Genomic DNA, 23,484 nt, shown 5'->3' on the forward strand with positions numbered 1-23,484 from the left:
AGGGACCTGATCCAAAGCCGGCGCGCGCCCGCTACGCGCAGCCGACGTTCCAGCCGGTGAGCGCGGGCCAGTCGTGCTCGTGCCCGAGGACGCCGTAGCGCCCCGTCGCCAGCGGGAACAGCGCCCCCCGCTCCGGGCCGAAGCCGAGCCAGCGCGCGGTCAGGATGCGCAGCACGTGCCCGTGGGCGACCAGCGCGACGTCCCCGTCGGCGAGCAGCGGCCGGGCTCTCTCCAGCACCCGGTCGACCCGCTCGGCGACCTGCCCCAGCGACTCACCGGGGGTCTCGCCGGGCTCGGTCCCGTCCTGCCACAGCGACCACGGGTGACCGAGGGCCTCGGCGATCTGCGGCGTGGTCCGGCCCTCCCAGCGGCCGTAGTCGACCTCGACCAGGTCCGGCTCGAGCGCGGTCTCGATGCCGCCGTCGAACAACCCGGCCAGCTCGGCGGTGCGCCGGGCCCGGGTCAGCGGGCTCACGAAGGCGTGCGTGATGTCGCGGGCCGCCAGCACCGGCCGCAGCCGGCGGGCGTCCTCCTCACCGCCGGGCAGCAGCGGCAGGTCGGTCGACCCGGTGTGCTGCCCGCTCGTGCTCCACTCGGTCTGCCCGTGCCGGACGACCACCAGTTCACCCACGTCGGTCCTCTCCTGCGGGCACCGGTACCGGCCCCGCCTCGTCCTCGTCGTCGATCCGGCCACCGGCGGACGCCGTGCCGGCCACGGCCATCACGACCACGGCACCCAGGACGACCAGCAGCGGGACGCTCCAGCCCCCGGTCGCGTCGTGCACCGCGCCCAGCACCAGCGGCCCGGTCGCGGCCACCACGTACCCGCCACCCTGCACCATCGCCGACAGCCGGCGGTTCTCGGTCAGGTCGCCGGACCGCCGCACGATGGCGATGAAGACGACGGTGAGGCCGCCGCCCTGCGCGATCCCGGCCAGGCAGCACCACAGCGCCCACAGCGACGGCGCGAGCAGCAGCCCCACCGGCAGCGTCGCCCACACGACCGTGATCGCGAGCAGCACCAGCGACGGCCGCTGCCACCAGGCCACCAGCGCCGGGACGGCGAACGCACCGACGATCGCCAGCACCTGGAACAGCGAGGAGCTGATCCCGGCGGCGGCCCGGGTCATGCCGTTCTCGTCGGCGAGCAGCGTCGGCAGCCACGCCGTCGTCCCGTAGTAGGCGAAGGCCTGCCCGGCGAACGCGAGCGTCAGGCCCCAGGCGACCGGCCGCCGCCACACCGAGCGGGTCGGGCCGGGCGGCGGCGGAGGAGGAGGCGCGTTGCCGGCGGCCTCCGCGGCGGCCGCCCGGGCGACCTGCCGGCGCAGCGCCGCGGTCCACACGGCGGCGGCGACCGCGACCAGCAGGCCCCACGACGCCAGTGCCGCCTGCCAGCCGACCACCTCGGCCAGCGGCGCGGTCAGGGCGGAGGTGAGCGTGGACCCGAGGTTCAGCGCGGCGGTGTAGGCGGCGGTGACGACGTTGGTGGCGCCGGGGAAGTCGCGGCCGATCACGACCGGGACGACGACGTTCGCCACCGTGATCGCCAGCCCCAGGACGACGGTGCCGGCGATGGCGGTGCCCGGGGAGCCCAGCGAGCGCAGCAGCGTGCCGGCCAGCACCCCCGCCATGGACACCAGCACCGCGCGGTGGACGCCGGTGCGCGCGATGAGCAGCGAGGCCAGCGGGGCGGCGAGACCGAAGCAGAGCACCGGGATGCTGGTCAGCAGGCCGACCGTGCCGGCGGTGACGTCGAGGTCGCGGCGCAGGTCGTCGACCACCGGGGCGATCGCCACCAGCGGTCCGCGCATGTTCAGCGCGACCAGCAGCACACCCGTCAGCAGCAGGACCGGCAGGACCGCCGCACCCGCCCGTCGTCCTCGTTGCACCAGTCCACCTTCCTCCGCCGGTCGGCCCGGCCGGCAGCGGGGTGGGCGGCCGTGCACCGGGTCACATCGGCTGCCCGCGGGAAGGGCCGGCCGGGGCACTCGGTTGTGCACCACGAGTCCTGGGCAGCACGAGCCCGACGTCCGACCTCTCGAGGAGCCCCATGACCACCGCCACCGCCACGACCACCTTCGACCTCGGCGGCGACCTCACCGTCCACCGCCTCGGCTACGGCGCCATGCAGCTGACCGGCCCCGGCGTCTGGGGCCAGCCCGTTGACCGGGAGGGCGCGCTGGCCGTCGTCCGCGCCGCCGTCGAGCAGGGCGTCGACTTCATCGACACCGCCGACTCCTACGGCCCGCAGGTCAGCGAGCAGATCATCGCCGACGCCGTGCACCCGTACCCGGAGCAGCTCGTCATCGGCACCAAGGCCGGCCTGCTCCGCACCGGACCCGGCGAGTGGCCGGTCTGCGGCCGCCCCGAGTACCTCACCCAGCAGGTCGAGCTCTCCCTGCGGAACCTGCGGGTCGACCGGATCGACCTCGTCCAGCTGCACCGGATCGACCCCGAGGTGCCGTTGGCCGACCAGCTCGGCGCCTTCGCCGCGCTCAAGGAGCAGGGCAAGGTCCGGCACATCGGCGTCTCGGAGGTCTCCGTCGAGGAGCTGAAGGCGGCCCGCGAGATCACCGAGATCGCCAGCGTGCAGAACCTCTACAACCTGACCACCCGGCAGAGCCAGGACGTGCTCGACTACGCCGAGGCCGAGGGCATCGCCTTCATCCCGTGGTTCCCGATCGCCACCGGTGACCTCGCCAAGCCCGACAGCCCGGTCGCCGCGATCGCGCAGGAGCTCGACGCCACGCCCTCCCAGGTCGCGCTGGCCTGGCTGCTGCAGAAGTCGCCGGTCCTGCTGCCGATCCCCGGCACCAAGTCGGTCGACCACCTGACCGAGAACCTCGCCGCCGCGCAGCTGACGCTGTCCGCCGACGACATGGCCCGGCTCGACGCGCTGGCCTAGCCACCACCGCGAAGATGGCCATCTTCGCCCTCTGGACGGGGGCGGAGATGGCCATCTCCGTCTTGTGGTGGGGTCTCAAGCGGGGGTGTGCTCCGGGCCGGTGCCGGGGTGCAGCAGTGCGCCGGTGTGCCCCTCGCCCTTGCTGAGCGCGGCCACGAACTCGCGGAGCAGGTCGCCGCCGCGGTGGTGGGCCACCCAGCCCAGCTCCGTGCGCGCCTTCGTGGTGTCCAGCTGCGGCACCCCGATGCCGAGGTCCAGCCAGCCCGGCTCGATCTGCAGCACCCGCGCCAGGAAGGCCGCCTGCATGCCGGTGCGCAGCACGACCGCCGGCACCGGCACCCGGCGTGAGCCCAGCGCGGCGGCGATCCCGTCGGCGTCGAAGTTCGGCGGGGCCGTGAGGTTGAACGGGCCGGGTGCCTGGCGGTCGAGGATCCGGGCGATCGCGTCGCCGACGTCGTCCGCGTGCACGAAGCCCAGGTGCAGCGAGCCCGGCAGCGGCAGGGGGAGCAGCTTGGCCACCGGGCCGGGGAGCGCGCGGGCGGCCGGGAAGAGGATCGGCCCCAGGAAGTAGCGGCCGATCTCGCTGGCGGCGTCGGGCTGCAGGACGAGCGTCGGACGGGTCACCGACACGGTCGTCTGCGGGTGCGCGGCGTCGAAGTCGCGCACCATCTGCTCGCACTCGACCTTCTGCCGGCTGTACTGCGAACTCGGGATGCCGGTGGTCGGCCAGTCCTCGCGCACCGGGTGGTCCTGCGGCCCGGCGGCGTAGGTGCCGATCGACGACATGTGCACCACGTGCGGCACCCCGGCCGCGCCGGCCGCGGCCAGCACCCGCCGGGTGCCCTCGATGTTCACCGCGTGCAGCACGTCGGGCTCCCGGTCGGGGATGAGCGCCCAGGCCAGGTGCACGACCGCGTCCGCGCCGTCGAGGAACTCGGCGAGCACCGGCTCGCTGTCCGGGGTGCCGAGGTCGGCGGAGAACCACCGCACGCCGGCGTAGGGCTCGGTCTCCGGTGGCCGGCGGCGGGCCAGGCCGCGGACCTCACCCACCCCGGCCTCGGCGAGCCGGCGCAGCAGCGCCGTGCCGACGTTGCCGCTGGCGCCGGTGATCGCCACGGTCATGCCCGGGAGGAGTCCGCTGGGAAGCTCAGCCATGCCCTGCGGCTACCCGGTGGCGGGCACCCCTCAACCGCTCACCTCGACACCGGCCGGTTCGACCCCGCGGACGGCGGCCAGCTGCTCCGCCTGGGCCTCCAGTGCGGCGAGCGGCACGTCCTGCCAGAGCTCGACCTGCACGCGCAGCCGCCTGCCGGTCTTGCGCGGCCGCCAGGTGCCGACGACCTCGCCGTCGGCCAGCACGCCGCCGGGCCGGCCGAGCGTGCGCCACACGTCCTTCGCCCGCACCGGGTCGGGCAGCAGCAGTGACCGGTCGCGGGTCTGCAGCCACGGGTCGAAGGGGCCGAGCAGCCGGGTGGTGCGCACCGGACCCGCGGTCAGCCCGTCGAGGTCGCCGGCCAGCGCCCACCGCCGCTCGCCGTCGACCCGGACCTCGACGGCGTCCTCGGGCCAGTGCGCGCGCACGTCGGCCACCGGGGCGTCCAGGTAGGCCGCGACCTGCTGCGGGGTCGCCGGCCCGTGCAGCCGCAGGTAGCCGCGGACGACGTCCAGGTGCGCGGGCACCACGTCGGCGGGGGTGAACCCGGGGACCGGCTGGAGCACCGGGGGAGAGGTGTCCGGCTGCAGCTCCAGCCCGGCCCGCAGGGCGGCGAGCCGGAACGGCTGCTCGTAGAGGTGCACCGCGTCGCACGGCCGGCAGTACCGCAGGTACGGCTCCTCTACGAGGGCGGTGAGCTGCCGGGACATCTCGCCCTTGACGGTGGGCACGGTGACGATCTCGCGCATCCGGGCGGCGACGGTGTCCAGCGCCGTGAGCACCGGGATGCCGGCGGCGGTGAGCGGCTTCGCGGCGTCGAACACCCGCTTCGCCGCGTCGGCGTCGGAGAACGGGGCGGTGGCCGCGGCGACCCCGGGCAGCTCGGCCCGGCGGTACAGGTGCGGTGCGCCGCGCAACGTCCAGACCAGGGCGAGGTCGTCGGCGCGGACGTCGGTCAGGCCGCGGACGGCGAGCGCCCAGCGGCCGGCGTCCGCGCCGGTGTCCTGCACGCCGAGGTCCAGGACGGCGGTGTCTGCGACGGTGCCGGTCTCCCGGTCGAGCTGGTGCGCCCGCACCCGGGAGGCCAGCACGTCCGCGCGGGTCAGCTGCTGGGGAGCCACGCGGGAACGGTACGACCGCCCTACGACGAACGGGTGCGGACGTGCGCGGTGACGAGTTCTCCGGTGCGCTCGGCGGCCAGCTCGGGGATCCAGTGGTTGACGCCCTCGAGCACCTCCAGCGCGTAGGGCGCGTCGACGAACCGGGCGGTCGCCTCGGTGGCCGCCCGGCCGAGGAACGCGTCGCCGTCCCCCCACACGTGCAGCGTCGGCACCCGCACCGTGCCGACGGGCGTGCGCCCGGCGGCCGGCATGGCCCGGTACCAGTTGAGCGCCGCGGTGAGCGCGCCCGGCTGGCGCATCCGGTCGACGTACTCCTCGACCCGGTCCGCCGGCAGCCCGCCGGAGGTCAGCATCCGGCGCAGCACCGTGCCGCCGCCGGCCAGCAGCACGCCCTCGGGCACCCGCGGCAGCTGGAAGAGGCCGATGTAGGACGACCGCAGCGCCTGGTCGCTGTGCACCATGGCCTGCCCCATCGCCGCGGGGTGCGGCACCGACAGCGCGGTCAGCGTGCGCACCCGCCACGGGTGCCAGGCCGCCAGCGCCCAGCCGGCGATGCCGCCCCAGTCGTGGCCGACGACGTGCGCGGAGGAGAGCCCGGCCGCGTCCAGCAGCGCCAGGACGTCGTCCACCACCTCCCGCAGGGCGTACGCCGACCGCCCCGCCGGCCGGGCCCGCGGGGAGTAGCCGCGCTGGTCGGGGGCGAGCGTGCGCAGCCCGGCCGAGTGCAGCACGGGGGCCATCCGGTCGAACGCCCCGGCGTCCTGCGGGAAGCCGTGCAGCAGGACGACGGGCTCGCCGTCGGCCGGGCCGGAGTCGCGGACGTCGAAGACCAGGTCGCCGCGGGAGAAGCTGTCCATCCACCCGGGGTGCCCGCTCCCACCGGCGCGCACACCCGCCGACCGGGCCCCGTCCGCGCGCCCCGTCCGCCCGTCGGGGACGATGGTGGCCGTGGTGGCATCCCCAGCGGTTGAGCTGATCGTGCTGGTCGACGAGGACGGGACCGCGATCGGCGCGATGCCGAAGCCGCTGGTCCACCACGGCGAGACCCCGCTGCACCGGGCCTTCTCCGCCTACCTGTTCGACGACGACGGCCGGCTGCTGGTCACCCGGCGCGCGGCGCGGAAGGCGACGTTCCCGGGGATGTGGACCAACACGGTCTGCGGGCACCCCGGCCCCGGTGAGGCCGACGGAGACGCGGTCGCCCGCCGGGCCGACTACGAGCTCGGCCTCGGCGTCGCCGACCTGCGGCCGGCGCTGCCGTCCTACCGCTACCGCGCGGAGTTCCGCGGCGTCGTGGAGAACGAGGTCTGCCCGGTCTACCTCGGCCGGTTCACCGGCGCGCCGGCACCGGACCCCACCGAGGTGGGGGAGTGGGAGCTGCTGGGCTGGTCGGACTTCCGCGCGCGCCAGGAGACCACCCAGTACGACGACTGGTCGCCCTGGTGCCGCGAGCAGGCGCGGCTCATCGAGGCGGCCGGGCTGGCGCCTGCCTCCTGAGCCGGGGCCCCCCTCAGGAGGCGTTGACCACCAGGCGCACGGTCGTCCCCTCGCCGGCCCCGTCGGCCGGGGAGGCGGTGAGGCTGTCGACCGAGCGGCGGGCCAGCCACAGCCCCATCCCGCCGACGGCCATGTCGCCGTGCGCCGGGCCGTAGCCCACCAGCGGGTCGTCGAAGGCCGCGCCGCGGTCGGTGATCGCGCACAGCAGCCGCTCCGGGGAGCACCACAGCGTCACGTCGACCGGCGGGATGCCGTGCTCGGCGGCGTTGGCGGTGACCTCGTCGATGGCCAGCACGAAGTCCTGCGCGGCGTCCGGTGACAGGGCGCTGTCGGCGAGCACCGCGTTCAGCGCCCGGCGCAGCGTCCGCATGTCGTCGAGGTCGTCGAAGGCCAGCGCCGGCTCGGTCTCCTCCAGCGGGTCCGGCGGCAGCGCGCGCTGCATCTCCCGGAGCAGCTCTGCCGGCGGCCGGTAGTCGGCGTTGGCCACGGCGCCCTGGTCGGTGAGCAGCCACGGGTGGGTGGCCCGCGCCAGCGCCCCGCCGTCGGAGCCGTCGTCCGCCGGCGCGAGCAGGCAGAGGTGGTCGACGGGGCGCGCCGCCAGCACGTGGTTGAGCAGCGCCTCGGTCTGCGTCCAGGTGGACCAGTCGGCGTCCCGGCCGTCGGGCCCGGTGACCAGGTGCAGCCGGCGGCCGTCCCCGGGCAGCTCCCGGTCGACGAGCGCGGTGATCGTGGCGATGGCGTCCGGCGGCCGCTGCCCGGTCGCCCCGGCCGCCACCACCTGCACGTCCCGGGCGCCGTCCAGCGCGGAGGCCAGCTCCCCGGCGACCGGCTCGGGGCAGGCGATCACCACCGGTTCCCCGGCGGACAGCGCGCTGCGGAGGAAGGGCGCCACCAGGGTGGCGACGGACTCCTCGGCACCCATCACGTGGCCGACGTGCCGGTACTGCTGCTGGTCGTGGCTCGGCTGCACCACTGACCTCCCCGTCTGTGTCGGATGCTTCGACAGTGCTGCTGTGCCCCCGCGTCGTGATCGGGAACCATCCCCGGCCCAGGTCACACCGGATCAGCGCGCCGTCCGGCGTTTCGCGGGGTGCCGCAGCGGTCAGCGTCCGGGGGTGACCACCACGTCCCCGCCGCGCCGGGAGGGCTGTCCGAAGCGGATGGTCTTCGGGCCGTGCGGCGGCGTGCGGGACGACGGCCGGTGCGAGGTGGCCGAGCACGACTGCGTCTTCCTGGCGCCGCCGCTGCCCCGCTGGACGGCGGCCCGGCTGCCCGCGCCCACCGCGCGACCCGGCGGGCTGCTCCAGCGGGCCCGGCGCGGACCGGTCGTGCTGACCGACCTGACGGTGACGCCCTTCGACCGGGCGTCGGTGCGCGCGGTGGTGGGGGCGCTGGCCCCGGTCAGCGACGCGCTGCTGATCGGGGAGCACCAGGGGCGCCCGGACTTCCCGCCCAGCCTGATGGCCGAGGAGGTGCTCGACGCCGGTGGCCGGCCGTGGACGACGCTGGCCTGCCGCGACCGCAACCGCCTGGTGCTCGAGCAGGAGCTGGCCGGGCTGGCCGCGGTCGGCGTCGACGGGGTGCTGTGCGTGACCGGCGACGGGCGGCAGCCCGGTGCCCGGCCGGAGGTGTCCTCGGTGTTCGACCTCGACGGCACCCGGCTGACGGCGCTGGCGACCGCGGCCGGGCTGTCCGCGGCGGTCGCCGAGTCGCCCGGTGCGCCGCCGCACGCGGTGCGCCCCACGCGGGTGGCGGACAAGCAGCGGGCCGGTGCGCAGCTGTGCGTGCTCAACCACGTGGCCGGGCCGGCGGAGCTGGCGGCCTTCACCGCCGCGGCGCGGGCCGCCGGCGCCACGCTGCCCTTCGTGGCCTCGGTCGCGGTCTACACCGACGAGCGCTCGGCCCGGGTGCTGCAGCGGTTCCCTGGGCTGCGCCTGGACCCGGCGGTGGTCGAGCGGGTGCTCGCCGCGCCGGACACGGTCGTGGCCGGCGTGCAGGCAGCGGTGGCCGAGGCCCGCGCGCTGCTCGCCGTCCCGGGGGTGGTGGGGGTGAACCTGTCGGGGCTGGCGTCGGCCCACGGCGTGGAGACGGCCGCAGCGGTCAAGGCCGCGGTGGCCACGAGGATCCGGGAAGAGGACGCATGAGCGAGCTCGCCAGCGAGGCGATGGAGTCCGAGTTCGGCACGGTGGCCGGCTGGACGGAGGAGGCGGTGCGGGCGCTCGGCCCGGAGCACGCCGTGCCGGCCGGGTGCCGGGGCAGCGGCAGCGCCGGCGCGCTGCGCTGGCTGGCCGACGCCCTCGCCGTCCGGTCCGGCGACCGGGTGCTGGACTCCGGCGCCGGGGTCGGCGGGCCCGCCGGGTGGCTGGCCGCCGAGCGGCAGGTGCGGCCGGTGTGCGCCGAGCCGATGGAACCGGCCGTGCGCGCGGGCCGGGGCCTCTTCGGCTTGCCGTCGGTGGTCGCGCTCAGCCAGTCGCTGCCCTTCGTCGACGACGCCTTCGACGTCGCCTGGTGCCTCGGGGTGCTGTGCACCACCGAGGAGAAGGCGGCGCTGCTGGCCGAGCTGCGCCGGGTGCTGGTCGACGGCGGGCGGCTGGGCCTGCTGGTCTTCGTCGCCGACGGGCCGCTGCCGCCCCCGCTGCCCGACGGCAACAGCTTCCCCTCGACGACGGAGGTGGAGCAGCTGCTGGCCGGCGCCGGGTTCGGCATCACCGGCACCGCCGACGCCGACCTCTCCGACAGCCCCGAGGAGTGGCTGCAGCGCGCCGACGCCGTCGACGCGGAGGTGGAACGCCGGCACGGTGACGACCCGGAGTGGCAGCAGGCGCAGGAGAACGCCCGCCGGGTCGGCCGGCTGATCGGCTCCGGCGCGCTGCGGCCCTGGCTGGTCTCCGCCGTCACCCGCTGACCGGGCGCCCGGTATCGACCGCCCGGGCCGCGGTGTTGCAGCGGGCGTGCACGCAGACGTGGTGGTGATCGGAGCCGGCCAGGCCGGGTTGTCGGCGGCGTACGCGCTGCACCGGGCGGGCGCGGACTTCGTCGTCCTGGACGGCGACGAGGGCCCCGGCGGCGCCTGGCAGCACCGCTGGCCCTCCCTCCGGCTGGACCGGGCGCACCGCATCCACCCGCTGCCCGGGTCGGAGCTGCCCGACGCCGACCCCGCCAGCCCGGCCAGCGAGGTGGTGGCCGGCTACTTCGCCGACTACGAGCGGCGCTTCGGGCTCCCGGTGCGCCGGCCCGTCGCCGTCCGGGCCGTGCACCGCACCGACGACGGGTTCGTGCTGGACACCAGCGCGGGCAGCTGGACGGCGCGGGGCGTGCTGAACGCCACCGGCACCTGGACCCGGCCGTTCTGGCCCGCCTACCCCGGCCGCGAGCTGTTCCGCGGCCGGCAGCTGCACGCGGCCCACTACCGCGGGGCGGCGGAGTTCGCCGGGCAGCACGTGGTGGTCGTCGGCGGCGGCACCTCGGCCGTGCAGCAGCTGGTCGAGATCAGCGAGGTCGCGACCACCACCTGGGTCACCCGGCGGCCACCGGTCTGGCGGACGGCGGCCTTCACCGAGGACGCCGGCCGCGCGGCGGTGGCGCTGGTCGACGAGCGGGTGCGCGCGGGCCTGCCGCCGGGCAGCGTCGTCGGCGTCACCGGGCTGGTCGAGACCGACGCGGTGCTGGCGGCCCGGGCCCGCGGCGTGCTCGACCGGCTGCCGGTGTTCGACCGGCTGACCCCCGACGGCGTGGCCTGGGACGGCGACCCCGGGCGGGAGGTGCGGGCCGACGCCGTGCTCTGGGCCACCGGCTTCCGGGCGGCGCTGGACCACCTGGCGCCGCTGCACCTGCGCGGCTCGGGTGGCGGCATCGTCATGGACGGCACCCGGGTGGTCGCCGAGCCGCGGCTGCACCTGGTCGGCTACGGGCCGTCGGCCAGCACGATCGGTGCCAACCGCGCCGGCCCGCGAGCAGCTCGCGAGCTGCTGCGCACGCTCGCCGCGCCGGTGCCGGGTTGGCAGATCGCCACCTGATCGGTGCGGCAGCTCGTCACTCGTAGGGACTACAAAGCGTCATCCACCGATTACGCTCGGGTAATCTGCTGACCGAGGGCACCCCGAGCTCGGCATCCACGCCGGCGACGTCTTCAGCGCACCACGATCCCGGCGCGATCCGCTGCCGGAGACAGGAGCGCCGACGTGACGTCGGTCAGCCCTCCCACACGTGCTCCCGGCCGGACCGGACGCCGCCGTACCGGTGCGGCCGCCACCAGCCTGTTCGCGATCACCACCTTCGGCGTGCTCGCGGGCCTCACCGGCACCGCCCAGGCGGCGACCTCGGTCCCGCTCGCCGGAGCCGACGTCTACGGCGTGCTGGGGTCGACGGTCACGAACACCGGGCTGTCCACCGTCGCCGGCGACGTCGGGGGCAGCACCAGCACCGGCACCGGCCCGAACGGGGCGGACTCGATCGTGCACACCTCGGGGATCGACCGGAACGACGTCGGCGCCGGCCTGGCCGGCCTGGCCGCGGCGATCACCAACGCCCGGGGGCAGACCCCGGCCACCGACGTCGGCACCGCGAACCTCGCGCTGTCCAGCCCGCTGGGCCCGGGCGTCTACACGTCGGGATCGGACCTGGCGCTCACCGGACCGCTGCTGCTCGACGGCGGCGGGAGCTACGACTCGGTCTTCGTCTTCCGCGCCACCGCCGGCCTCACCACCGCCTCGGGCAGCACGGTCACGCTGGTCAACGGCGCCCAGGCCTGCAACGTCTTCTGGGAGATCGGCAGCTCGGCGTCACTGGGTGCGGGCTCCACGTTCCGGGGCACGATCCTGGCCACGACCAGCATCTCCGTCGACGCCGGCGCGACCATCGACGGCCGCCTGCTGGCCCAGGACGCGGTCACCCTGATCAGCGACACGGTCATCCGGTCCGGCTGCCAGACCGGTCTGGTCACGCCGGTGGTCGTCCCGCCGGTCGTCCCGCCGGTCGTGGCGCCTCCGACGAGCCCCCCCACGGCTGAGCCGACCCCCACCTCGCCGGCGACCGCCCGGCCGAGCGGCAGCACGCCCCGCCCCACCACCTACGGCCAGGTCGGCCGCGTGCCGGTCGGCTCGGTCGACACCGGTGACGGCAGCACCGCCGACGCCGCCGCGGAGCCGCCCCGGTGCTGACCCCGCGCCGCCGGGCCGGGCTCGGCGCGCTGCTCGTCGGCCTCACGGTCGCCCTGACCGGCTGCGCCACCGAGCCCGCCGCCGCACCGGCCGCCGTCCCGACGACCAGCACGGCACCCACCACCGTCGCGCCGGCCGCCGTCCTGCCCGCCGTGCTGGCCGCCTCCCGGCCGGTCCGGGTGCAGATCCCGGCGATCGGTGTCGACTCGGAGCTGATGGACCTGGGGCTGCAGGCCGACGGCACCCTCGAGGTGCCGCCGACCGGCTTCCCGGCCGGCTGGTTCACCGGCGCGCCGACCCCCGGTGAGCGCGGCCCGGCCGTCATCGCCGGGCACGTCGACTGGGGTGGCTCGCCCGGGGTCTTCTCCGCGCTCCGCGACGTGGTCGCCGGCGACGAGATCACCGTGCAGCGCGAGGACGGCAGCACCGCGCTGTTCCGGGTGACCGAGGTCGGGCAGTACCCGAAGGACTCGTTCCCGACCGCCGCGGTCTACGCCGACCTCGACCACGCCGGGCTGCGCGTCATCACCTGCGGCGGCGAGTTCGACCGCGCCGCGGCCAGCTACCTGGACAACACCGTCGTCTTCGCCGACCTGGTCACCAGCGGCTAGGGCCCCGTGACGGTTGAGGGGACCGTCCGGCAGGTAGGACACCGGGCATGAGCGAACTCCCGGACACCGCGATGGCCACCGGCAACGACGAGGGCACCCCCGGCGAGCGGAGCACCGGACCGCTGGCCAAGGACGAGCGCAAGCTGCTCAAGGAGCTGAAGAAGCCGGCCGGCGGCACGGCCGAGCCGGCGCTGGAGGACTCGCCCGAGGTCGCCGCCGCGGTGGCCGACGACGCCCCGCTGCCGGGCAGCGGCGGCGCCAACCAGGACGGCCTGGACGCGGAGTTCACCGACCGCTGAGCGGCCGGGTGCCCAGCGGCGGGGTGCTCAGCGGCTGGGTGCTCAGCGGCTGGGTGCTCAGCGGTCCTGCGGGTTGAGCCGGACGGCGATCAGCGCGACGTCGTCCTCGGACCGGGCGGGCAGCAGCCGGTCCAGCAGCTGGTCGGCGAGCTCGGACATCGGCAGCCCGGTCAGCGTGCCGAGCTCGGCGGCGAGGTGCTCGATGCCGACGTCGAAGCCCTGGTCCCGGCGCTCGACCAGGCCGTCGGTGTAGAAGAGCAGGGTCGAGCCGCGGGGCACGGTCACCGTGTGGTCGCTGCGGACGGCGCCGACGTGCACCCCGACCAGCAGCTCGGCCCGCTCGGCGGCGAGCACCCGGGTCGAGCCGTCGGGCAGCAGCAGCACCGGCGGCGGGTGCCCCGCGTTCGACCACCGCAGCCGGGTGACGCCCTGCTCGTGCTCCTCCGGCGTCTGCTCCAGCCGGGCCACGACCAGCGAGGCGAGCGTCTTCAGCTGCAGCCCGTCCATCGCCCGGTCCAGCCGGCCGAGCACGCCCGCCGGGCCGTCCGCGCTGTCGAAGCTGATCCCGCGCAGCAGCCCGCGGAGCTGGCCCATGCAGGCCGCGGCCTCGGTGTCGTGGCCGACGACGTCGCCGATCACCAGCGCGGTCGCGCCGTCCGGCTGCTGGAAGACGTCGTACCAGTCACCGCCCACCGAGGCCTCGCGGGCCGCCGGCACGTAGCGGACGGCGAACTCGAGGTGGTCGGGGTCCGGCGGCTCGGACAGCAGGCTGCGCTGCAGGGTGAGCGCGGCCTGCGCCACCCGCCGGGAGCGGGCGTAGAGCGCCTCGAGCACGTTGGTGCGCAGGTCGCCGACCTCGGCCAGCTGGGCGGGTGCCCAGTCCTCCGACCTGTTGCGCACCGTCTCGCGCCACCGGTCGAACGACTTGCGCGGCGAGAGCCGGACGGAGTCGCCCTCCCGCTCGGCGATCGCCTTGTTGTGCGGGTCGCCGCCCCAGTCGACCGAGTGCACGGTCTCCCGCCGGGTCCAGATCACGTACTGCCCGTCGGGCAGCGGCAGGGCGAGCACGCCGCAGGCCAGGTCGGCGGGCACGTCCAGCAAGGGGGCGACCAGCGGAAGCCGGTCGGTGTGCACGACGTCGACCCCCTGCGATGCGGCCCAGCCGGCGAGGGTCTGCACGACGTCGGCGGGCAGGGGCACCCCGGCGGCGCCGGTCATGCCCTGCAGGTTCACCACGACCGAGTCGGCCGGGACCACGTCGAGCAGGCCCGGCCGGCCCAGCAGCGTCTCGGCCAGCGGCCGGTCCTCGTCCAGCGCGGCGGCGGTCAGCCAGGCCATGGTGGAGCGCACCTGCAGCGCCCGGCGGTGCTCCTCGTCCTCCGACCGGTCGACCAGCCGCAGCGACAGCGTCGAGCCGAGGAACTCCGCGGCCGCGCGGGTGGCGTACGGCGGGGCGTGCGGGCCGGCGTAGTGGTGGCAGGCGATGAGGCCCCACAGCTCGTCGTCGCGCAGCAGCGAGATCGACATGGACGCCCGGACGCCCATGTTCTGCAGGTACTCGCAGTGGATGGGGGAGACGCTGCGCAACGTCGAGTAGGTGAGGTCCAGCGGCTGCCCGGTGGCGGGCAGGGCGACCGGCTCCAGCGGGGACGGCGTGTAGCTGACGTCGGAGATCAGCCGGATCCAGTTCTTCTCGTACAGCGCCCGGGCCTGCGCCGGGATGTCCGAGGCCGGGTAGTGCAGCCCGAGGAAGGAGTTGAGCCCGGCGGCCTTCGCCTCGGCCACCACCTCGCCGTTGTAGTCGGTGTCGTAGCGGTAGACCATCACCCGGTCGAAACCGGTCAGCGCGCGCACGGCCCCGGCGGTGATGTCGTAGAGCTCCTGCAGGCTGCTTGCCCGGTTGAGCTCGGTGATGGTGCCCCGCACCGCCTGGTAGGTGTTGGGGAAGGAGAACGGGCGCGGGCCGCGGGCCGGCTCCAGCTCGACCACCAGCGTGCTCACCGGCCCGACCGACGACTGGCCGCTGACCGGCGGGCCGGGCTCGACCAGCGCGCGCAGCGCGTCCTCCGCCGAGTGCGTCACCCGGTGCAGGATCGCGTCGACCGGGCACGGGGTGCCGTCGCAGTCGAGGGTCAGCTCGACCGGGTTCCGCTCGCGCAGGTCGCCGAAGGCCCGGGCGGAGCGGGCGACCGCCTGGGCCGGTCCCACCCCGACGACCTCGGCCAGCGGACGGCCCACCGCGTCGTCCCAGGCCATGCCGACCAGGTCGGCGAGGTTCCGCGAGACCTGCCGCACGACCATGTCCGGCTCGCTGACCGCCAGCAGCACGCCCCGGGGCTGGATGCTGCCCGGCACGTGGATGGGCTCGCGCTCGCAGTTGGTCAGGTCGACCGTCTCGCCCGGCGCGAGCCAGGGGCCTGGCAGGAGCTGGTCGGTCATGCGGGGGCCTCGTTCGACGCAGGGGAGGGCCGCCGCTCGTCGACGGGGGGAGCAGCGCCGCACCACCGGGCGAGCGCGCCGAAGGTCTGCCGGGCCGAGCCGACGAGCCGGTCGGCGTCCCCGCCGGCGGCCACCCGGGCGCGGGTCGCCGTCCGGAAGGCGTGCCACATGGCCCCGGTCCGCTCGCCGTAGGGGGAGAACGCGGTGAGCCGGCCCGCGCCGGCCAGCCGGGGGAGCGTGGTCAGGTGGCGGTCGATGAAGACCCCGCCCAGCGACGACCCCTCCAGCACGTACAGCCGGCCCAGCGCGGTGTCGGTGTCGGGCACCGCGGGCAGCCCGGCGCGCGGCGTGCTGCCGGCCGGGGCGCCGAGCGCGGTCAGGTCGCCGGCGAACAGGTGGCTGCGCCGCCGCCCGGCCCAGCCGACCCGGTCGGCCTCGGCGGGCTCGTTGCGCGCCCAGGCGTCCAGGCCGGCCTCCGCGGCCAACCAGAATCCGTGCAGCCGGGTCAGGACGTCGACCAGCCGGCCCCGGGTCAGCCCGGGGGAGAGCAGGTCCAGGGTGTCCTCGACCGCCTGGTGCTCGGCGGCGGTCTCGGTGCGCAGCCGGCGCAGGACGTCCCGGTCGTCGGCCACCCGTTCCCCGTCGTCCGTGGCGCCGACCGGGATCCGGGCGGGAGCCTTGCTTGCAGAAGTCATCGGTCGACCGAGCTTAGGTCACTCCACCGACGGGGCGCTGGACGCTCCGGGTGTGCGGACGTGAGCCTGGCCGCACGGACGCCGAGGTGCAGGAGGAGCCGGTCGGCGCCGTCGGCGAGGTCGAGACCGGTCAGCTCCTGGACCCGGCCGAGCCGGTAGTAGAGCGTCTGCCGGTGGATGCACAGCTGGGCGGCCGCGCGCTGCGGGCTGCCCGCGCAGTCCAGCCACGCCTCGACGGTGCCGGTGAGCACCGGGTCGGCCAGCAGCGCGGCCAGGGCGGGGTCCGGGCCGGGCAGCGCCGCGACCTGGCGCCACGCGCCGAGCTCGGGCCAGGACGCCGCCGGGGCCAGCCGGGGGTCGACGGCGGCGACCCGGGCCGCCGTCCGGGCCTCGTGCCACTGGGCGGGCAGGTCACCGCAGCCGGTCCGGGCGGCGGCGACCCCGGCCGTGCTGCCGGCCGGCAGGTGCCCGAGCGCGGCGCCGCTGAGCGCCCCGGCCGGGCGCGGGTCGCCACCGCCGGGCAGGGGCAGCAGCACCGCCACCTCCGCACCGCCGGCCAGCACCGCGGGCACCGCGCCGGCGCCGGGCGGCGTCCAGCCGGCCGGGAGCCCCGGGGCGGCGGGCAGCAGGGCGACCAGCGTGACCGGCGTGGCCGCGCCGAGCGCGTCGGTGAGCGCCCGCACCGCCCGCGGCGACGGCGGGTCGGTCAGCACGGTGCACAGGGCCGTCGACAGGTCGCCGGTGCCCGGCCGCCCCTCGGCCAGCAGCCGGCCGGCCTCCGCCGCGAGCGCCACGGCCGCGCCGAGCCCGGGGGCGGCGGGGTCGGCGACGTCGGTGCGGCCCTCGTCGAGCAGCCACAGCCAGCCGTACAGCCGGCCTCCGGCCCGGACCGGCAGGCACAACCGGGTGAGGATGCCGGCGGCCGGGTCGGCGGGGACCCGCACCGGGGCGGTCGCCGCGGTGATGCCGTGGCTCTCGAACCAGGCCCGGACCTCGGCGGTGGAGCTGCGGCCGAGGATGGAGCGGGCCCGGACGGTGTCCATCGTCGCGCCGGGGGTGGCCGGTCCGGTGCCGTCGTGGGCGCAGAAGGCCAGCAGGGTGAAGTCGCGGTCCTCCAGCGTCGCCGGGGCGCCGAGCACCGCGGACACCTCGTCCACCAGGTCCTGCAGGTCGTCGCGCACCGGGTCCCCTCCCGTCGTTCAGACGATCGTACGAGGAGCGTGCGGCGATTCCGGACATCTGTCGGTGGTGGACCGCGGTCGCCGTCCCTACCGTTCGGGGCGTGCCCGTCCTGCAGCAGGCCCTGCTCGCCGCCTCCCGCCGTCCCGGGCTGCGCCGGGTGGTCACCGGGACGCCGGTGACCCGCCGCGTGGTCGACCGGTTCGTCGCCGGGGAGACGCTGCCCGAGGCGCTGGACGTCGTCCGCGCGCTGGCCGCCGACGGCATCGCGGTCACCCTGGACCACCTCGGCGAGGACGTCACCGACCGCAGCGAGGCCCGCCGCACCCGGGACGCCTACCTCGCCGCCCTCGACGGGCTCGCGCCGCTGCAGCTGGGCCGGCGCGCCGAGGTGTCGGTGAAGCTGTCGGCCTTCGGCCAGGCGCTGCCGGTCGGCGGGGACGACGTGGCGCTGGAGCTCGTGCGGCCGGTGGTCGAGGCGGCGACGGCGCTGGGCACCACGGTCACCCTGGACATGGAGGACAGCGGCACCGTCGACTCGACGCTGGGCGTGCTGGCCGAGCTGCGCCGCGACCACCCGGGCACCGGCGCCGTCCTGCAGGCGATGCTGCACCGCACCGAGGACGACGCCCGCGCCCTCGCCGTCCCCGGGTCGCGGGTGCGGCTGGTGAAGGGCGCCTACCGCGAGCCGGCCGCCGTCGCGTACCAGGACAAGGCCGACGTGGACGCCGCCTACGCGCGCTGCCTGGAGGTGCTGGTGCGTGGCGGCGGGTACCCGATGGCCGGCACCCACGACCCGGCGATGGTCGAGCGGCTGCTGTCCCTGGTCGCCGAGACCGGCCGCACCCCGGACAGCTACGAGTTCCAGCTGCTCTACGGCATCCGCCCCGACGAGCAGGTCCGGCTGGCCGCCGCCGGGCACACCGTGCGCGCCTACGTGCCCTACGGCGCCGACTGGTACGGCTACTTCATGCGCCGGCTGGCCGAGCGCCCCGCCAACCTGCAGTTCTTCCTCCGCTCCCTCGCCACCCGTTCCTGAAGAAGGACCACCCTTCCCCCCACGACTCGCAGGCTCGCCGCGGGCTCCTGAAGGGTGGCCGCCCCGTAAGTCACAAGAGGAGCACCCCATGGACGCCGTCACCCAGGTCCCCGCGCCGCGCAACGAGACGGTCAAGGACTACGCCCCCGGCTCGCCCGAGCGCGCCGAGCTGCAGCAGCGGCTCACCGAGATCGCCGGCTCGCCGTTCGAGCTGACCGCCACCATCGGCGGGCAGCAGCGGATGCCGTCTGGTCCCTCGTTCGACGTCGTCGCCCCGCACCGGCACGCCCAGGTGCTCGGGACGTCGGCGCACTCGACCGCCGCCGACGCCGGGGCCGCCGTGCGCGCTGCGAAGGAGGCCGCACCGGGCTGGGCGGAGCTCTCCTTCGACGACCGGGCCGCGGTGTTCCTCAAGGCCGCCGACCTGCTGGCCGGGCCGTGGCGGCAGACGCTCAACGCGGCCACCATGCTCGGCCAGAGCAAGACCGCCTACCAGGCCGAGATCGACGCCGCCTGCGAGCTCGTCGACTTCTGGCGCTGGAACGTGCACTTCGCCCGCCAGGTGCTCGCCGAGCAGCCGGTGTCCTCCCCGGGCGTGTGGAACCGGGTCGACCACCGCCCGCTCGAGGGCGTCGTCTACGCGATCACGCCGTTCAACTTCACCGCGATCGCCGGCAACCTGCCCACCGCGCCGGCGCTGATGGGCAACACGGTGGTCTGGAAGCCCTCGCCTACCCAGCAGGTCGCCGCGCACCTGACCATGCGGCTGCTCGAGGCGGCCGGGCTGCCCGCGGGCGTGGTCAACATGCTCCCCGGGGACGGGGTCGCCGTCTCCGACGTCGTGCTGGCCGACCGCGACCTGGCCGGCATCCACTTCACCGGCTCGACCCGGGTCTTCCAGCACCTGTGGCGCACGGTGGGGGAGAACATCTCGTCCTACCGCGGCTACCCGCGGATCGTCGGCGAGACCGGCGGCAAGGACTTCATCGTCGCCCACCCCTCGGCTGACCCGGCCGTGCTGCGGACGGCGATGATCCGCGGCGCGTTCGAGTACCAGGGGCAGAAGTGCTCGGCGGCGTCCCGCGCCTACGTGCCGCGCAGCGTCTGGGCGAAGGTCCGCGACGACCTGGTGGGGATCACCGAGGACATCCCGATGGGCGACGTCACCGACTTCTCGAACTTCATGGGCGCGGTGATCGACGAGCGGTCCTTCGGCCGGCTGTCGAAGGTCCTGGAGGCTGCGCGGGACGACGACGCGCTCAGCGTGATCGCCGGCGGGACGGCGGACGACAGCGAGGGCTTCTTCGTCCGGCCGACCGTCGTCGAGGGCACCGACCCCGGGCACGAGGTGTTCACCACCGAGTACTTCGGCCCGGTGCTGGCCGTGCACGTCTACGACGACGCCGACTACGACACCGTGCTGCGGCAGATGGAGTCGGCGGCACCATACGCCCTCACCGGCTCGGTCATCGCCCAGGACCGGACGGCCATCGCGCACGCCCAGCGCGCCCTGCGCAACGCGGCCGGCAACTTCTACGTCAACGACAAGCCGACCGGCGCCGTCGTCGGCCAGCAGCCCTTCGGCGGCGGACGCGCGTCGGGGACCAACGACAAGGCCGGCGCCGCGCAGAACCTGCTCCGCTGGACGTCGACCCGGTCGATCAAGGAGACCTTCGTCCCCGCCACCGACCACCGCTACCCGCACATGGGCTGACCCCGCCGTCCGCCCGCCGTCCGCCCGTCGCCGTTCCCCCGGGATCAGGTGACCTGGTCGTCGGTGCTCCTGGCTCACCGCAGGACGTGAGCCAGGAGCACGCGCGGTGAGCTCACCTGATCGAACGCCGAGGGGGAGGGCGGCAGGGGAGGGGCGGGCCGGTGCCGGTGCGGACCCGGGTGGAGGCGCAGCGTGACGACGTGCACGTCCGCGCGCACCGCCGGCCGGTCCGAGGCCCCGGCCACCGCCGGAACGGTTGACGGCGGGGCTCCGGGCGGGCGAGCGTGCCCGGCATTCCGGCCTGGCGGGTACCGCCACGGGGGCTGAACGGGCAGGGAGGCGCTGTCGTGGCCGATCGACGTCACGCCCGGGGGTGGCGACGGCGCCGCGCGCGGTGGCCGGAGCTCGGGGCGACCCTGCTGCTGAGCGTGCTGGTGCTCGTGGCCACCGGGCCACCCGCCGGCGCGGCGCCCGCCGAGGACGGCGGGGAGCTGGTCAGCGGGGTCGAGGGGGCCAAGGCCGCGCTGGTGCGGATCGAGGTCTCGGCCATCGCCGACATCGCCCACATCGACCACTCCACCGGTGACGTCAACGTCATGATGGGCGAGTACGAGGTGCCGATCCGCAGCGGCACCGGGGTGTTCACCTCCAAGGACGGCGTCGTCGCGACCACCGGATCCACGCTGCTGGTGACCGAGGACCAGGTCGTCGTGCACGCGGCCAACCGCCTGTTCACCGAGCAGATGGGCACCGCGCTGACCGGCAACGACGGCGACCTCTCCCGCCGCGCGCAGGCCGTGGACCCCTACTGGGCGCCGCACCTGCAGCACTGCTACGAGCGGGTGGAGCACTGCATCCTCTTCTTCCGGCCGGTGTACGAGGTGCTCCCGTACACCGCGGAGCCGACCAGCGCGCCGGCCGAGCTGGTGCACCCGCCGGCGACCGCCGCCGACGTGGGCCTGCTCCGCATCGGCGGCGGCGGAGGCACGCCCACGGCCGAGCTCGCCCCGGCCGGGCAGGCGCTCCCCGGGACGGCGCTCCTCGTCGCCTTCACCCAGCCGCCGGACCCCACCGTCCCACCGAGCACGATGACGGTCGGGGTCGACCCGGGCTCCGGGGCGCTCTCCTCCGAGCAGGACCTCGCCGCCGCGCTGGCCACCGGTGGGACGAGCGGGCCGGTCCTGGACCCCGCCACCGGCCAGGTCGCCGGGCTCGCGGCGACCGTCGACGGGCAGCCGACCGTCGTGCCGACCCAGCGGCTGCGGGAGGTGCTGGACGCTGCCGGCACACCGCCCGAGGGCTCGGCGTTCGACGCGGTGTTCCGGCAGGGCATCGACCACCTGACGAGCGGGCACACCAGCGGGCCCGCGGCCAGCTCCTTCCGCGAGTCGATGACCTACTACGAGTCCGCGCTGGCCGCGCAGTACGTCTCGATGACCGCCGGTGCCGCCGACGAGCCGGCGGACCCGACGGCCGCCGCCGGGCAGGACGACGGCGGGGACGGCGTCCCCTGGCCCTGGCTCGGAGGCGGCGCCGCCGTGGCGCTCCTGCTCCTCGCGCTGGCCCTGCTGGCGCGGCGCCGGCGGGCCGGTCGGTCCGACCCGGACCCGGACTCCGCCGACGGGCTGCCGGTGACCGTCCGGTCCGCACCGCCGGAACCGTCCCCGGACCGGACGCCCACGGTCCGCGCACCACCGGCACCGGTCGGCGCGGTGGCCCGGCCGGCGCCCGGGCCCGGACAGCAGGCGCCCGGAGCGCCGTCCCCGGTGGCCCCGCCGGGTGCCCCCGCCGCCCGTGACCACACCCGGCTGCAGCGCTCACCGGCCCCGCTGCCGACCGCCGGTCAGTCCGCGACCTACTGCTGGCAGTGCGGGGCGGCGGTCCGGGCCGGCGCCCGCTTCTGCGCCGGGTGCGGCTCCCCGGTCGGCTGATGGTGCGCTCGCAGCAGCCCTTCCTCGAGCCGGGGACCGCCTTCGCCGACTACGAGGTGCAGGCGGTGATCGGCCGCGGTGGCATGGGCGTCGTCTACCAGGCCCGCGACGTCCGCCTGGACCGCCGGGTGGCGCTCAAGCTGCTGGCCCCGGAGTTCACCGCGCACGAGAACTTCCGGGCCCGGTTCCTCCGTGAGTCACGGCTGGCCGCCGCCGTCGACCACCCCAACATCATCCCGATCTACGAGGCCGGTGACGCCGACGGCCAGCTGTTCATCGCCATGCGCTACGTGCCCGGTGTCGACCTGCGGCGCGAGCTGGACGAGCGGAGCCGGCTCGAGCGCGCCGAGGCGCTGGCCCTGCTGCAGCAGCTGGCCGACGCCCTCGACGCCGCCCACGAGGCCGGCCTCGTCCACCGCGACGTCAAGCCGGCCAACGTGCTGCTCGCCGACCGGTCCGGACACGGCCGCCGGCACGCGTACCTGACCGACTTCGGCCTCACCCGGCGGTCCGCGTCGATCTCCGGCCTCACCACCACCGGTCACTTCCTGGGCACCCTGGACTACGTCGCGCCGGAGCAGATCCGCGGGGAGACGGTCGACGGCCGGGCCGACGTCTACTCCTTCGCCTGCCTGGCCTACGCCACCCTCGTCGGGCGGCCGCCGTTCGACCAGGAGGACGACGTCGCGCTGATGTGGGCGCACCTCTCGCTGGCGCCGCCCCGGGCGGCCGAGCTGCGGCCGGAGCTGGCCGGGGCCGTCGACGACGCCCTGGCCGCGGGGCTGGCGAAGTCGGCCGCGGACCGCCCGGACAGCTGCGGTGAGCTCGTCGCACTGATGGACGGCAGACGGCAGCCGCGGCCGGCGGCTCCGGCACCGGGCGTCGTCCCGGTGCCGACCACCCGGCTCTCGGTGCCACCACCGGGCACGTCCGCACCGGGCGGCGGGCCGGCCGCCGACGGGTGGTCGCGGCCGGACGAGCCGCTCACCGAGCTGGTGCACGTGCCGGCCGGCGCGACCGCGCGGGGTGGCCGGACGCGCCGCCGCCGGGCCTGGCCGCTGGTCGCCGTCGCCCTCACCGCGGTGGCGGCGGTCCTGGCCGGCTGGCTGCTGTCCCGGGACGGCGAGGAGCCGTGGACGACGTTCGCCGGGGACGGCGTGCCGTACACCCTCGAGGTGCCCGCGGACTGGGAGGTCCACCGCCACGAGGCAGGGGACAGCACCGTCACCGTGCTCTCGCCGACCGACCTCCGGGGCCTGTTCGGCGACGACCCCCAGGGGCCGGTGACGGCTGCGGCCGCCGTCCGGTCCGACCCGCAGGCCGTCGTCGGCGTGGCCGTCTACCACCGGCCCCGCCTGGAGGGGGACTCGGCGGAGGCCCAGCTGCAGGCGTCCCAGGCGCTCCTGCCCGGCCAGGGCGGGCAGCTGCGGCCCGGGACCAGGGTCCGGGCCGGCGACCTCGAGGCGACCGCGATGACCGGCGACCTGGTGCTCGCCGGCGACGTCTCGCTGCAGCTGCGGGTGCTGGTCGTGGACTCGACGCCGCGCCAGCTGCTGGTGTTCTTCGCCCCGCCCGCGGCGGCCACCGAGCTGGCCGACACCGTCGACCGGGTCGCGGCGTCGCTGACCACCCCGGGCTGAGGGTGGGTCGATCACCACCCCAGGGGTCCTGGAGGGAGGAGGCCGGGCGCCGGAGGCTCGTGCCATCGGGGAAACGCCCCGGAGCTCTCCTGAGAGGACGAC

Annotated in this window: 21 protein-coding genes; 12 read left to right on the top strand and 9 right to left on the bottom strand. The window is 76.2% G+C overall.

Going from position 1 to position 23,484, the window contains the following annotated elements:
* Positions 1-31: 31 nt before the first annotated feature.
* Together HL054_RS02540 and HL054_RS02545 are read right to left on the bottom strand one after the other, a co-directional pair.
* Complete coding sequence (locus HL054_RS02540) at positions 32-631, bottom strand: histidine phosphatase family protein (RefSeq protein WP_369137132.1); 600 nt, start codon at positions 629-631, stop codon at positions 32-34.
* Entirely contained in the window at positions 624-1,889 is a 1,266-nt protein-coding gene (locus HL054_RS02545) for an MFS transporter (protein ID WP_369137133.1), read from the bottom strand. Before HL054_RS02545 ends, HL054_RS02540 begins: the two co-directional genes overlap by 8 nt.
* 161 nt (positions 1,890-2,050) lie before the next feature.
* Between HL054_RS02545 and HL054_RS02550 the strand changes: the two genes are divergently transcribed.
* Entirely contained in the window at positions 2,051-2,905 is an 855-nt protein-coding gene (locus tag HL054_RS02550) for an aldo/keto reductase (RefSeq protein WP_369137134.1), read from the top strand.
* A 75-nt stretch (positions 2,906-2,980) separates the two neighbouring features.
* Here HL054_RS02550 and HL054_RS02555 read toward each other — a convergent pair whose 3' ends face one another.
* The 3 genes from HL054_RS02555 to HL054_RS02565 are packed head-to-tail and all read right to left on the bottom strand — an operon-like array spanning position 2,981 to position 6,036.
* Entirely contained in the window at positions 2,981-4,060 is a 1,080-nt protein-coding gene (locus HL054_RS02555; RefSeq protein ID WP_369137135.1) for an NAD-dependent epimerase/dehydratase family protein, read from the bottom strand.
* Positions 4,061-4,090: 30 nt separating this feature from the next.
* Positions 4,091-5,179 carry a DNA glycosylase AlkZ-like family protein gene (locus HL054_RS02560; protein WP_369137136.1) on the bottom strand — a complete coding sequence of 363 codons (1,089 nt, stop codon included), beginning with the start codon at positions 5,177-5,179 and terminating at the stop codon, positions 4,091-4,093.
* A 20-nt stretch (positions 5,180-5,199) separates the two neighbouring features.
* Positions 5,200-6,036, bottom strand: coding sequence for an alpha/beta fold hydrolase (locus HL054_RS02565; RefSeq protein ID WP_369137137.1), 837 nt, complete (start codon positions 6,034-6,036; stop codon positions 5,200-5,202).
* Between the two features lie 94 nt (positions 6,037-6,130).
* Here HL054_RS02565 and idi point away from each other — a divergent pair, with 94 nt between their 5' ends.
* Positions 6,131-6,676 carry an isopentenyl-diphosphate Delta-isomerase gene (gene idi, locus HL054_RS02570; protein WP_369137139.1) on the top strand — a complete coding sequence of 182 codons (546 nt, stop codon included), beginning with the start codon at positions 6,131-6,133 and terminating at the stop codon, positions 6,674-6,676.
* Between the two features lie 13 nt (positions 6,677-6,689).
* Here idi and HL054_RS02575 read toward each other — a convergent pair whose 3' ends face one another.
* Entirely contained in the window at positions 6,690-7,649 is a 960-nt protein-coding gene (locus tag HL054_RS02575; RefSeq protein WP_369137140.1) for an anti-sigma factor RsbA family regulatory protein, read from the bottom strand.
* 142 nt (positions 7,650-7,791) lie between these two features.
* Between HL054_RS02575 and HL054_RS02580 the strand changes: the two genes are divergently transcribed.
* The 6 genes from HL054_RS02580 to HL054_RS02605 all read left to right on the top strand — a co-directional run bounded on the left by HL054_RS02580 (position 7,792) and on the right by HL054_RS02605 (position 12,745).
* Positions 7,792-8,820 (top strand): methylenetetrahydrofolate reductase C-terminal domain-containing protein, encoded by a 1,029-nt coding sequence (locus HL054_RS02580; RefSeq protein ID WP_369137141.1) that lies wholly within the window; start codon positions 7,792-7,794, stop codon positions 8,818-8,820.
* Positions 8,817-9,581 carry a class I SAM-dependent methyltransferase gene (locus HL054_RS02585; RefSeq protein WP_369137142.1) on the top strand — a complete coding sequence of 255 codons (765 nt, stop codon included), beginning with the start codon at positions 8,817-8,819 and terminating at the stop codon, positions 9,579-9,581. Before HL054_RS02580 ends, HL054_RS02585 begins: the two co-directional genes overlap by 4 nt.
* 46 nt (positions 9,582-9,627) lie before the next feature.
* Positions 9,628-10,692 (top strand): FAD-dependent oxidoreductase, encoded by a 1,065-nt coding sequence (locus HL054_RS02590; RefSeq protein WP_369137143.1) that lies wholly within the window; start codon positions 9,628-9,630, stop codon positions 10,690-10,692.
* 165 nt (positions 10,693-10,857) lie between these two features.
* Positions 10,858-11,835, top strand: a complete 978-nt coding sequence (locus HL054_RS02595; protein WP_369137144.1) for an ice-binding family protein — start codon at positions 10,858-10,860, stop codon at positions 11,833-11,835.
* Positions 11,829-12,446, top strand: coding sequence for a class F sortase (locus HL054_RS02600; RefSeq protein ID WP_369137145.1), 618 nt, complete (start codon positions 11,829-11,831; stop codon positions 12,444-12,446). The genes HL054_RS02595 and HL054_RS02600 overlap by 7 nt, the downstream gene beginning before the upstream one ends.
* Positions 12,447-12,493: 47 nt before the next feature.
* Positions 12,494-12,745, top strand: a complete 252-nt coding sequence (locus tag HL054_RS02605) for a hypothetical protein (protein ID WP_369137146.1) — start codon at positions 12,494-12,496, stop codon at positions 12,743-12,745.
* A 57-nt stretch (positions 12,746-12,802) separates the two neighbouring features.
* On the opposite strand, the gene HL054_RS02610 is transcribed toward HL054_RS02605, so the two are convergent.
* Genes HL054_RS02610 through HL054_RS02620 form a run of 3 tightly spaced genes read right to left on the bottom strand, consistent with a single transcriptional unit; the run spans position 12,803 to position 17,060 of the window.
* Entirely contained in the window at positions 12,803-15,184 is a 2,382-nt protein-coding gene (locus HL054_RS02610; protein WP_369137147.1) for a SpoIIE family protein phosphatase, read from the bottom strand.
* Complete coding sequence (locus HL054_RS02615) at positions 15,181-15,879, bottom strand: biliverdin-producing heme oxygenase (protein ID WP_369137148.1); 699 nt, start codon at positions 15,877-15,879, stop codon at positions 15,181-15,183. Before HL054_RS02615 ends, HL054_RS02610 begins: the two co-directional genes overlap by 4 nt.
* Positions 15,876-17,060 carry a PucR family transcriptional regulator gene (locus HL054_RS02620; protein WP_369137149.1) on the bottom strand — a complete coding sequence of 395 codons (1,185 nt, stop codon included), beginning with the start codon at positions 17,058-17,060 and terminating at the stop codon, positions 15,876-15,878. The genes HL054_RS02615 and HL054_RS02620 overlap by 4 nt, the downstream gene beginning before the upstream one ends.
* 101 nt (positions 17,061-17,161) lie before the next feature.
* Here HL054_RS02620 and HL054_RS02625 point away from each other — a divergent pair, with 101 nt between their 5' ends.
* From HL054_RS02625 to HL054_RS02640, 4 genes are all read left to right on the top strand, one after another.
* Entirely contained in the window at positions 17,162-18,097 is a 936-nt protein-coding gene (locus HL054_RS02625; protein ID WP_369137150.1) for a proline dehydrogenase family protein, read from the top strand.
* An 88-nt stretch (positions 18,098-18,185) separates the two neighbouring features.
* Positions 18,186-19,811, top strand: coding sequence for an L-glutamate gamma-semialdehyde dehydrogenase (gene pruA / locus HL054_RS02630; protein WP_369137152.1), 1,626 nt, complete (start codon positions 18,186-18,188; stop codon positions 19,809-19,811).
* A gap of 347 nt (positions 19,812-20,158) precedes the next feature.
* A complete protein-coding gene (locus HL054_RS02635) occupies positions 20,159-21,742 on the top strand; it encodes a zinc ribbon domain-containing protein (protein WP_369137153.1) in 1,584 nt (527 codons plus the stop codon).
* Positions 21,742-23,382, top strand: a complete 1,641-nt coding sequence (locus HL054_RS02640; RefSeq protein ID WP_369137154.1) for a serine/threonine-protein kinase — start codon at positions 21,742-21,744, stop codon at positions 23,380-23,382. The genes HL054_RS02635 and HL054_RS02640 overlap by 1 nt, the downstream gene beginning before the upstream one ends.
* Positions 23,383-23,484 lie beyond the last annotated feature (102 nt).

Source organism: Modestobacter versicolor, assembly GCF_041028285.1.
Taxonomy (GTDB): domain Bacteria; phylum Actinomycetota; class Actinomycetes; order Mycobacteriales; family Geodermatophilaceae; genus Modestobacter; species Modestobacter versicolor_A.

Coding starts and splice junctions, on each gene's coding strand:
- HL054_RS02550 (WP_369137134.1), top strand. CDS start 2,051: ATGACCACCGCCACCGCCACGACCACCTTCGACCTCGGCGGCGACCTC.
- HL054_RS02555 (WP_369137135.1), bottom strand. CDS start 4,060: ATGGCTGAGCTTCCCAGCGGACTCCTCCCGGGCATGACCGTGGCGATC.
- HL054_RS02565 (WP_369137137.1), bottom strand. CDS start 6,036: ATGGACAGCTTCTCCCGCGGCGACCTGGTCTTCGACGTCCGCGACTCC.
- HL054_RS02585 (WP_369137142.1), top strand. CDS start 8,817: ATGAGCGAGCTCGCCAGCGAGGCGATGGAGTCCGAGTTCGGCACGGTG.
- HL054_RS02605 (WP_369137146.1), top strand. CDS start 12,494: ATGAGCGAACTCCCGGACACCGCGATGGCCACCGGCAACGACGAGGGC.
- HL054_RS02610 (WP_369137147.1), bottom strand. CDS start 15,184: ATGACCGACCAGCTCCTGCCAGGCCCCTGGCTCGCGCCGGGCGAGACG.
- HL054_RS02615 (WP_369137148.1), bottom strand. CDS start 15,879: ATGACTTCTGCAAGCAAGGCTCCCGCCCGGATCCCGGTCGGCGCCACG.
- pruA (WP_369137152.1), top strand. CDS start 18,186: ATGGACGCCGTCACCCAGGTCCCCGCGCCGCGCAACGAGACGGTCAAG.
- HL054_RS02640 (WP_369137154.1), top strand. CDS start 21,742: ATGGTGCGCTCGCAGCAGCCCTTCCTCGAGCCGGGGACCGCCTTCGCC.